Genomic DNA, 10085 nt, shown 5'->3' with positions numbered 1-10085 from the left:
GCGCCCGGCGGTCAGCGCGGGGAACCGGGCCTCCCAGCGGCTACGGACCTGCGGCGGCAGAACCAGGTCACCCCAGAGCCGAGCCAGTGTGCGCCCCTCCAACCAGCGGGACAGATCCGCGGTCCTGGACGCCTCCCGCAGCACCGTCTCGTACATCCGTGCGAGACGGCCGGGGTTCGTCAGGTCGTACCGAGCCGAGCCCGACCAGTCCAGCCACCGGTCAAGAACCACCACTCCCGATATCGGACCCTGCAGCTCGTCCAAAGAGTTCGCGACCGCGTAGGGACGCACGTCGTCGTACCGCGAGCCCGGGGGCGGCCCGCCGGATGGCATACCACTCATTCTCGACACCACCTCCCAGACAGGCCCTCGTGTCAAAGAGCGCTTTCCCCTCCCCGGATCAGACCAGGCTCAGGCTTACCCTCATCGGCGCCGCCGAGTAGATCACCGCGTGGGACGAGAGGGGCCCCTCGCGTCCCATCCAGGTGCGCGATGAGATTGTTCCCCCACGGCCCCGGAGGAGACTCGAGCGGTCTGCCAGGGTCGACCTCGCTCCGCCGGTTGACCGATGTGAGGGAACGCCTGGTCGGGCTCGACAGGTCGGCTGGGTTTGACGTCCAGCACGACCATGAACTGCGCCGGGCGGTGCGACGGCCCCCACTGCGGACGTACCGGCGCTCACCTGCGGACTCCTGACTGGACGGCGAGGCGGGACGAGGACCGATCAGACGACAGACTCATAGGTTTCACATACAGTAGGTATAACAAATTAATCTTCATGGCCATCCAGCTGGCCGCCGGTGGGCCGAGCCGTCGGCGAGGGGAGAGTGGGTTCCCGTCGCGAAGTACCGACCGGCGCTGCCCCGGATCACCATCACCGACCACGGCGTCGAGGGAACCCGACGGGACCAGCGGACCTCCACGTCACCGACCTTCGGCAGCCGCGGCTTCCCGCCCTCGGTCAGCGATCAGCGGGCGTTCGCGGTGCACCGCACCGACTGCCGGCTGTCCCGCTTCGGCCTGAACCGCGGCACACCCATCCGGGCCGTTTTCCGGTCAACCCGTCGACGAGGTTCCGGTACGCCGCTCCGCCCCAGCAGGTGGAGGCGGTGGCCGGCCAGCGCGTGGTCCAGGCCGACGAACGGCACAGACGGCCCCCCGCAACGATGCTGGCGACGCCGTGACCACCGGGCTCCTGTGCACCTGCCGGCCGTCCGGGGCGGCCCAGGTGTAGCCCCGTGCCCACCTGCCGAAAGTCGCCGGCCACAGAGCCACACCGTGCGGTCGTCGTCAGGAGACGGCGCGGGTGATCCCGACCCGGCTGCGTACGCTGGGTGTCCATCTGTGGACCCGTCGGAAACATGCCGGGGTGGGCGTGGTAGGACGAGGGTGAACTTCTGACGGGCGGCCGGGAGGTTGATGCGGGTGGCGGGGGTCGCGACGTCGGAGCGGGCGGGGGGCCGCGACCGGCCCGCGAACATCTCTCGGTTCGGTCCCTTCACCCATGTGACGGTGGAGAAGGCCCCGCTGTACCGGGCCATCATGGGGACGTTCGTCCGGGCGAAGCGCAGGTTCAACGTCCACCTGCGCCCCGAGGACGTCCTGGAGATGCTCGCCCGCGAGCCAGGCCAGGACGGGGACGGGCTGGACCTCGGCGCCATCACGGATGTGAGCGCCGAGCTACGCAGCCTGGTCGACTGGGGCAACCTGCGCGGCGATCCGGACACGAGCCGGGTCACCTCCGTCGAGGATTTCAACCGCCCCCGATTCCTTTACCAGCTCACGCCCGCTGGCGAGGCCGCCGAGACCGCGCTGGCAACCTTCGACGAGACGTTGGGTCGGCGCGGAGAGCTGCAGGCCGTCGCCCTGTCCGACATCCACAGCCAGCTGCGGGCGCTCCTGGCTCTGCTGGCGGAACCCGAGATCGATGCGGCGAAGGCGCACCAGCTACTGCGTGACCTGGCCGGGGTCTTTCGCGGGTTGGCGGACAACGCCCAGGCGTTCATGGGGTCGCTGCAGCGCACCATCGATCTGCACGACGCCGACCTCGACGTCTTCCTGGCCTACAAGGAACAGCTCATCGACTATCTCCAGCGGTTCATCCGCGACCTCGTCGTCACCTCGGCGCGGATCGTCGACGTCCTGCGGGAGATTGAGGAGCACGACCTGTCCCGCCTGCTACGGGCGGTGGCCGAGCGCGAGGCCCGCGACGCGGCACCCGACCTCGACTACTCGTCCCCGCCGACACCATCCCCGCCGACACCGCCGCAGCCGACAGAGCCGCTGGTGAGCGAGGTCGTCGGCGAGCGGCTGGCGTTGTGGACCGAGCGGTGGGAGGGGTTGCGGCACTGGTTCGTCGGCGATCGGAGGCATCCGCCGCAGTCACGCTTCCTGCGGGAACGGGCTCGGGCCGCCGTGCCGGCGCTGCTGTCGGTGGTGCTGGTCCTCAACGAGCGCAGGTCGGGGCGCAGCGACCGGTCGGCGGACTTCCGTGCGCTCGCGCTCTGGTTCGCGCAGGCCCCGAACGACGACGACGCCCACCGGCTGTGGCGAGTGTGCTTCGGGCTTGCTCCAGCCCGCCACCTCACGGTCGACGCGGCGACGGTGGAGGCCCGTGACGCCGAGCCGGTGCCGGCGTCGACGCCGTGGAGCGAGGCACCGCCGATCCTCGTCGACATCCGGCTGCGGCGCACCGGTCGGTACGAACGCAGGGGCGCGCCCAACCGCGTCCGCGACCGCGCGGCCGAGCGCCGGCTGCTGGCCGACAGGCTGGCGGCCGAGGAGGAGGTGGTGCGGGCCGCGCGCCGCCAGCTCGCCACCGGCGAACCCGTGCGCCTGTCCGAGCTGGCTGAGCTCGACGACCCGACCTTCCGACTGTTCCTGGCCGTCCTCGGGGACGCCCTCGCCCGTCGCCGGCCGGGGGAAATCGGCGTCGTGACCAGCAGCGCCGACGGCACTCTGTCCATCTCGCTCACCCCCACCGACGACGGTGTGATCGCGACCGTGCCCACCAGCGCGGGCCGGTTCACCGGCCCCGACCATCTCCTGGAGATCCACGACCTGCTGACGGCGACGGCGTGACCGCCCAGCGCCGCGCCGTCCCACGCGGGCCGCGTCCCGGGGCTTCGTCGACGGCGGTCATCGACGCGCTTGACGCGCAGCGCGCCGCCGAGCGCCGCCGGGCGATGCGTGCGATCCTGCGCCGCCCACTGCTCGTCGCGCACGGTCCCGACGCCGACGCCTTCCGCCTCGTCCGCCGGCACCAGACGTGGCTGCGGGACTGGTTCACCCGAGAGACAGGCTGGTCGCTGCGGGTCGACCCGGAGGTGGCCCGACTGGCCAAGCTCCCGGCCGATCTGACCGACGGCACCCGCCCGGCCACGGCAGGATCGGCCCAGCAGCCGTTCAGCCGCCGCCGCTACGTCCTGCTCTGCCTGGCCCTGGCCGGCCTGGAACGGGCCGACAACCAGATCACCCTGGGTAGCCTGGCCGACGATGTGATGATGGGCTGCGCCGCCCCTGAGCTCGCCGAGGCGGGCATCAGGTTCAGCCTCGACAGCCGGGACGAGCGCGCCGATCTGGTGGCGGCCGTCCGTGTTCTCCTTGGCCTCGGTGTGCTGCGCCGGGTCGCCGGCGACGAGACGACCTTCACCGCCGGCACCGGCGACGCCCTGTACGACCTTGACCGCCGGGCGCTGGCCGGCATGCTGGTGACCCGGCGCGGCCCCTCGACCGTCAGCGACATCCCAGGCTCAGCCGATGTCGACGGCCGGCTGGCCGCCGTCGTCGAGGAGCTGACGGCCGACACCGACGACGCGCGCACCCTGGCCCGTCGCCAGGCGCTGACCCGGCGTCTGCTGGACGACCCGGTCATCTACTACGCGGATCTGGACGAGGGCGAGCGGGCCTACCTGACCAGCCAGCGGGTTGCGCTGACCCGGCGGATCACCGAGGCGACAGGCCTGGTCGCCGAGGTCCGCGCGGAGGGGATCGCCATGGTCGACCCCGACGGCGACCTCACCGACACCCGGATGCCCGAGGACGGTACCGACGGTCACGCCACCCTCCTGCTCGCCGAGCATCTCGCCCGCGAGGGCGCCCGACGCGGCCTGGGCGAGCCGATCGCCGTCGCCGACCTCGACATCCACATGCGCGAGCTGATCGCCCAGCACCAGAAGCACTGGCGCAAGGGTGTCACCGAGCCCGACGCGGAGGTCGAGCTGGTCGACCGGGCGCTGTCGCGGATGCGGGCCCTCGGCCTGCTACGCCGACGCGGGGACGACGTGTTCGCCCTGCCGGCGCTCGCCCGGTTCGCGCTCGGTGACCTGCGGGACGGCGGCGGACAGGAGGCGCTGGTATGACGGAGCCGACGACCGAACGCTGGCAGCCGCTGCGCGCCGGGCTGGTCGACGTCTTCCTCTACGACGAGGAGGAGTTCCACTTCCACGAGGGCAACCTGCTGCTGCGCGGCAACAACGGCACCGGCAAGTCCAAGGTCCTCGCGATGCTGCTGCCGTTCCTGCTCGACGGTGAGGTGTCGGCCCACCGCGTCGAACCCGACGGCGACCCGAAGAAGCGGATGGACTGGAACCTGCTCATGGGCGGGCGCCATCCCCATCCGGAACGCCTCGGCTACAGCTGGCTGGAGTTCGGCCGGCTCGACGCGTCCGGCGCCGCCGAGTACCGCACGATCGGGGCCGGGCTGAAAGCGGTCGCCAGCCGCGGGTCGGTCGCCACCTGGTTCTTCATCACCGACGCCCGGGTCGGCGTCGATCTCGACCTGGTCGGCCCGACCCGGACCGCGTTGACGAAGGAACGGCTGCGTGACGCCCTGGGCCCGCGCGGCAACGTCTACGAACAGGCGTCGCGCTACCGGCGTGCCCTGGACGAGGCGTTCTTCGGCCTCGGCGAGGAACGGTACGACGCGCTGATCAACCTGCTCATCGCGCTCCGCCAGCCGCAGCTGTCGAAGAAGCCGGACGAGCGGGCCCTGTCGGGGGCGCTGACCGAGGCGCTGACCCCGCTGGACCAGGCGGTGATCGCGGACGCGGCCGAGGCGTTCCGCGGGCTCGAGCAGGAACAGTCGGATCTGCAGGGGTTCGAGGAGGCGCACGAGGCCGCCACCGCCTTCCTCCGGCACTATCGCCACTACGCCCGGATCAGCGCGCGGCGCCGGGCCCGCGAGCCCCGCGCCACCCAGGCCGCCTACGAGTCGGCGTCCCGCCAGCTCAACGACATCCGGACGCAGCGGGAGCGGGTCGAGGCCGAGGCGATCCGGGTGGACGGGCAGGACAGGGAGAACGAGGAGCGCATCACCACGCTCACCGCCGAACGGGACACTCTCACCGCCCGCCCGGAGATGGATCAGGCCCGCGAGCTCGTCCGACTGCAGCAGCGGATGTCCGAGCTGGAGCGCGCGGCCAACCGGGCCGGGGCCGAACTCGCGGCCGTGACGACCCAGCGCGACGGCCTCGTCCGCCGGACCACCGACGCCCACCGGCGGGCCGAGACGACCACGGTCGCGCTGGAGCGTGCGGTCGATGCCGGCGACGCCGGCGCCGAGCATGCCGGCGTCGCCGCCGAGCACCAGACGCTGCTCATCCCCCTGCGGCTGCCCGACGGTCCGCCCGTCGAGCGGGTGCAGGAGGTGTCCTCGGCCGCCCGGCGCGCGGCCGAGGACGTCACCCGACGCCGCGAGGACGCGGTCAAGCTGGTCGCCGGCCTGATCGCGGCCGACCGTCGAGCCCAGGAACGGTCGGCCGACCGACGGCGGGAGCGCGACGAGGCCCGGTCGGTCCTCGATGGGGCGGCCGAGGCCGTAGCCGGCGCCGAGGCGACCCGGCAGGCCGCCTCGGTCGCGTTCGTCGACGCGGCGCGCCGTCACCTCGAGGGCACCGAACAGCTCCGCCTGACCGACCTCGACGACGTCCTCGCCACCGTGGCCGACTGGCTGGACGGTTTCGACGGGGACAGTCCACTGATCACCGCGGTCATGGCGCGCACCCGCGAGTTGGAGAACGAGTTCGGCGCCGCGGACCAGCGGCTGCGTACCACCGTCGCGCAGGCGCAGGCACGGGTGCGCGTCCTGACCACCGAACGTCGCGCCCTGGCCGAGGGGGCACGGCTGTCCCCACCAGCCCCGCCGACCCGTGCCGCCGACCGGGACGGCCGGCCGGGAGCGCCACTGTGGCAGCTCATCGAGCCGCGCGAGGCGGGTCCGACACCCGCGCCGGCCCTCGCGGCCCTGGCGGCCTCCCCGCCGCCGGGTCCGGCGGAGATCGCCGGGCTGGAAGCGGCGCTGGAGGCGTCCGGGCTGCTGGACGCCTGGCTCTGCCCCGACGGGCGGCTGCTCGCCCCCGGTACACATGACGTGGCCATCGTCGCCGACGGGGCCGACGGGGCCGGCGCGGGCCCTGTCAGCGACCACCATCTCGGCGCGGTGTTGTGTCCCGCGGTCGACCGCTCCGACCCGGCAGCGGCCGCCGTCCCCGACACGATCGTGGCCGCCGTCCTGGCCCGCGTCGGATACGTCCCCGCGGATACGTCCGGCGCGGCGGATCCGGACGCCGTCGACCGGATCTGCGACACCTGGGTCGCCGCGGACGGGCGGTTCCGCGTCGGACGGCTGCGCGGCTCCTGGACCAAACCGGCGGCCCGCTACCTCGGGCACGCGGCGCGTGAACTGGCCCGCCGCAACCACCTCGCCGACATCGACACCGAACTGGCCGCCCTTGACCGCGAGATCGCCGAGCACGACGCGGCCCGGGTGACCCTGCGCCAGCGCCGGGCCACGCTCAACGACGAGGTGGCCGGCCTCCCGGCGGACACCCCGGCCCGCCACACGTTCGCCGCCGCCCGCCAGGCCGACCGCGACCGACGCCGCGCCGACGCGGTCCACCAAACGGCCACGCGGACCGCCGAGCGGGCCGAGGAGGCGTTCCGGGCGGCCCGGGCCGAACGCGACGAGAACGCCGCCCAGCTCGGCCTGCCGGTCGCGACCGACGAGCTCGAGCGGACCCGCGAGGCACTCGTCGCCTACCGCGTCGCCCTGTCCGCGCTGTGGCCCGCGGTGCGGGAACGTGTCGCCGCCGCGGCCCAGCTCGCGCAGACCGAGCAGGACCTGGCCGACGTCCAGGAGCAGGTCGAGCGGCGCGAGATCCAGCACACCGGCGCCCGCGGCGAGCACCTGTCAGCCCGCACCGCGTTCGAGACGAGGCAACGCACGGTCGGCGCCGCCGTCGCCGAGGTACAGCGCCAGCTCGCCGCCGCCCAGCACGCTCTGGACTCCGCCACCGTCCGGCGCCGGGAACTCGGCCAGCTCCGGCTGACGATCGCCGAGGCGGTCGGCCTGGCCCGCGGGCAGGAGAGCGGTCTCACCAGCCGGGTCGCGGACCTCGGCGAGCAGCGCCGGGAGGCGGCCGGCCGGCTGCGCCGCTTCGCCGCCGGCGGACTGCTGGCCATCGCCCTGCCCGAGCTGGCGTTCCCCGACACCGGCCGGGAATGGACGCCCGACCCGGCGGTGCGCCTCGCCCGCCAGATCGAGGCGGCGGTCGGCGAGGTGGACGACTCCGACGCCGGCTGGGACCGGGTGCAGAAACTCATCGCGGCCGAGCACGGCACCCTGCGGGAGGTGATGAGCCGCCACGGCCACCACGCCGCCGCGACGCTCACCGACGACGGCTGGGTGGTCGAGGCGACGTTCCGCACCCGCATGATGAGCCCCGCGGAGCTGGCCGACGCGCTCGGCGTCGAGGTGACCGAACGGCGCCGTCTGCTGACCGAACGGGAACGGACCATCCTGGAGAACCACCTCGTCAGCGAGGTCGCCAGCCATCTCCAGGACCTGATCAGCGACGCCGAGCACCAGGTCGAGCGGATGAACGCCGAGCTCGACGAGCGGCCCAACAGCACCGGCATGAAACTGCGCTTCCAGTGGCGTCCCGGCCCGGACGCACCACCCGGCCTGGGCCCCGCCCGGGACCGCCTGCTGCGCCAGGTCGCGGACGCCTGGTCACCCGCCGACCGGGAAGCCGTCGGCGCGTTCCTGCAGGCGCAGATCAAGGCCGAGCGCGACCGGGACGCCGGCGGGACGTGGCTGGAACACCTCGGCCGTGCCCTCGACTACCGCCGCTGGCACGTGTTCGCCGTGCAGCGCTTCTCCGACGGCCAGTGGCGCTCGGCGTCCGGCCCGGCCTCGGGCGGTGAACGGGCCCTGGCCGTCACCATTCCGCTGTTCGCGGCCGCGTCCGGGCACTACCGCTCGGCCCGTCACCCGCACGCGCCCCGCCTCGTCATGCTCGACGAGGCGTTCGCGGGTGTCGACGACGACGCCCGCGCGTCCTGCCTTGGCCTGCTCGCCGTCTTCGACATGGACGTCGTCATGACCAGCGAGCGGGAATGGGGCTGCTACCCGACCGTCCCGGGCCTGGCCATCAGCCAGCTGTCCCGGCGGGACGGCATCGACGCGGTCCTGGTCACCCGCTGGCGCTGGGACGGCCGCCAGCGCCTCCCCGCCGGCGTCGGGCGGCCCGCCGGCGTTGCCACCGCTGCCGACGTGCGGCCCGGCGCCGCCGCGGCTGCCGAGAACACGCTGTGGGACGAGCCGTGAGCACAGAGCCGGTGATCCACCACGGTGTGACCGGCTTCGACCTGACCGAGGTCGGGACAGCCGGTCAGTGGGACGGTCGACCTCGAACGGCTCGGCCGGCTGTTCGGGCCGCCGACCCAGTGGATCCTTGCACGGGCGCGGTCCCGGCTGGAGCGGGGCGGGTCCCTCACCGGCGCACTCACGTTGCCGGATCCGTCCGAGCAGCAGCGCGTCGCCCTCGCCGGGCTGTTGGGACGCCGCCCTCGGTCGGGCCGTTCCCTGCGGGTCGACGTGGACGACCTCGACACGGTCGTGCGGCGCAGCGGATGCGCGCCGAGCCTCGCGGCCGCCGTCGTCGCGCTCACCGGTCCCGTCGTCGACCGCGCCGCGCTCGCCGCCGAGGCGGCCCGCGACTGGCGGGCCGTGTTCGCCCTGGCCGATCCCCTCGTGGACGCTCGCCCGGCGCTCGGGGCCTGGCGGGACCGGCTTGGCACCACCGGTCTGCTGCGACGGCTCGCCGGTTCGCGGGAGGAGGGGCAGGCGCTGATGGCGGCGGCGGTATCCGTGCTGGGCGCGCTGCCGGCCGACGGCGCGCCGATCTCGGTGTTCGCCGCCCGGGTGCTGGGCGACGGTCACGGCCTGGACGCCGACCGCCCCCTGTCCAGCCTTGTGCTCGACGCTGTCGCCCTACTCGGCCGGTCGCTCAGCGCCGATGGCGATGATGGCGACGCTGGCGATGATGGCGACGCTGGTCCGGACGAGCTGGTGGGACGGACCGCGCGGTCCGCCGAGTGGCGTCGGGAGGCGTGGGCCGCGGTCGGCGTCCTCGTCAGCGAGCTGGCGCTGCCCGTGCTGACGCTCGGGCTGCCCGGCGACCGGCACAGCGTGACCGGCCGCGTCCTGGACCTGTGGCGGGGGGCCGGTGAGCCCGTGCACCTGTCACTGCGCCAGCTGGTGGGCGACCCACCGACCCTGACCGCGCTGGCTGGCACGGCCGTGTTCGTCTGCGAGAACCCGGCGGTCGTGAGCGCCGCCGCGGACCGGCTCGGCGCCCGATGCCGGCCACTGGTCTGCGTCGGAGGTATGCCGGCCGCGGCCGCCGCCTCCCTGCTGCGCCTGCTCGCCGACGCGGGCGCCGTCCTGCGCTACCACGGCGACTTCGACTGGGGCGGGCTGGCCATCGCGAACACCGTCACCACCCGGTTCGGCGCCGTCCCCTGGCGGTACGACCGGGCCCACTACGAGCGGGCACTACGGCCCGGGCTCGCCGGGCTCGTGGGACGCCCCGTCGACGCCCGGTTCGACCCCGACCTGAGCGATGCCCTTGGCGAGCACCGCCATCGGGTTGAGGAGGAGGCCGTCCTCGACGACCTGCTGGCCGACCTCGGCCCCACTCCACCGGCCGACCCCGGTGACGCGCCGAGCGTCGCCAGCCGCGATCCCCACTGACCTTCCAGGTCCGCGGGCACGTCGACCGACGTTCTCGGCCGCGTGGAAC

The 10085-nt window shown here is 73.9% G+C and carries 6 protein-coding genes; 4 read left to right on the top strand and 2 right to left on the bottom strand.

Features of this window, described 5'->3' with window-relative positions:
- A partial coding sequence (locus G6R24_RS14135; protein WP_163549716.1) for a hypothetical protein occupies nucleotides 1–342 on the bottom strand: 342 nt, incomplete at its 3' end.
- Between the two features lie 714 nt (nucleotides 343–1056).
- On the bottom strand, nucleotides 1057–1275 hold the full coding sequence (locus G6R24_RS24175; protein WP_391530267.1) for a hypothetical protein: 219 nt from the start codon (nucleotides 1273–1275) through the stop codon (nucleotides 1057–1059).
- A 144-nt stretch (nucleotides 1276–1419) separates the two neighbouring features.
- On the opposite strand from G6R24_RS24175, the gene G6R24_RS14130 reads away from it, so the two are divergent.
- The 4 genes from G6R24_RS14130 (at nucleotide 1420) to G6R24_RS14115 (ending at nucleotide 10036) form a co-directional block, all read left to right on the top strand.
- Complete coding sequence (locus tag G6R24_RS14130; protein ID WP_225438519.1) at nucleotides 1420–3081, top strand: TIGR02677 family protein; 1662 nt, start codon at nucleotides 1420–1422, stop codon at nucleotides 3079–3081.
- Nucleotides 3078–4361, top strand: coding sequence for a TIGR02678 family protein (locus G6R24_RS14125; protein WP_163549714.1), 1284 nt, complete (start codon nucleotides 3078–3080; stop codon nucleotides 4359–4361). Before G6R24_RS14130 ends, G6R24_RS14125 begins: the two co-directional genes overlap by 4 nt.
- Nucleotides 4358–8608, top strand: coding sequence for a TIGR02680 family protein (locus G6R24_RS14120; protein WP_163549713.1), 4251 nt, complete (start codon nucleotides 4358–4360; stop codon nucleotides 8606–8608). Before G6R24_RS14125 ends, G6R24_RS14120 begins: the two co-directional genes overlap by 4 nt.
- Before the next feature lie 99 nt (nucleotides 8609–8707).
- The gene (locus tag G6R24_RS14115) at nucleotides 8708–10036 is read left to right on the top strand and encodes a TIGR02679 family protein (RefSeq protein ID WP_163549717.1); all 1329 of its coding nucleotides are present in this window, start codon (nucleotides 8708–8710) and stop codon (nucleotides 10034–10036) included.
- Nucleotides 10037–10085: the final 49 nt, after the last annotated feature.

The sequence above is a fragment of the Candidatus Frankia nodulisporulans genome (assembly GCF_902806475.1).
GTDB lineage: Bacteria > Actinomycetota > Actinomycetes > Frankiales > Frankiaceae > Frankia > Frankia umida.
This window is presented reverse-complemented; position numbering and strand designations above follow the sequence as displayed.